At 45.6% G+C, this 803-nt stretch carries 1 protein-coding gene; it reads right to left on the reverse strand.

Going from position 1 to position 803, the window contains the following annotated elements:
* Window positions 1-277 (reverse strand): hypothetical protein (locus WKT12_RS16455; RefSeq protein WP_340320330.1); only part of this gene is annotated, 277 nt, incomplete at its 3' end.
* Between the last annotated feature and the right edge of the window lie 526 nt (window positions 278-803).

Here is an 803-nt window from a genome sequence, read left to right on the forward strand (position 1 = left end):
TGTTTCCGGGCATTTTTCCCTCACCTTTCGAATCATTTTCAAGCTTTTTCCCGTGCAGTGTGGGAAATTTTTCTCTCCGTATCCATAATTTTTCCACTTTTCTTAGGACTTTCCGGAGAGAAAATCCACATTTCTCGGAATGGATTTTCCGTCTGGCTGCTTTCCTCGGAGAGGAATTTCTCAACAATTCCGGTATTTTGGGGTTCCCGGAGCATTCTTTTCTGTCGGTCTTGTGCAGGTTCTTGCCGTGTTTTTCCCCCGTCATCCCGATTTTCATCCGGAATCTTTTGCATTTTGCGGATGCCGCTTGCCGTGTTTTTTCCAGCCATACCGATTTTCATCTGAAATTTTTCACATTTTGCGGATGCTGCCTGCCATGTTTTTTCCAGCCATACCGGTACTTTTTCCCCTTTTTCTGCCTTTCCCGCTTATGGAAAACCTCCTGCTTTCCTGTTTTTGTACGGACTTTCTGCATGGAACCGACGCGCACGCATTCGCACGCGCGTAATAATATATTGAGTACCCTTTCCGGCTTCCCTTTCCTTCTTCCGCAAGACATGCCGTGCAACACACCTGATCTACAGCATTTTATAAAATATTTTTCAAAAAGTTAGAAAAAAAGTGTTTGTAAAAGTTGGAGAAAGCGAAAAAGTGCGTAATTTTGCACCCGCTTTCGAGAGGGAAAGACGTTGAAGAGATGACAATCTGAAAGGAAAGGGAGCAGGAAGCAGCGGTTCTGGGGCAGTCCAGGTATCTTACCTTAACGGCGTTAAGGGAGCGAGAACGGCAACCGGTTGATGCCG

The sequence above is a fragment of the Phocaeicola sp. HCN-6420 genome, assembly GCF_037890145.1.
Classification (GTDB): Bacteria; Bacteroidota; Bacteroidia; order Bacteroidales; family Bacteroidaceae; genus Phocaeicola.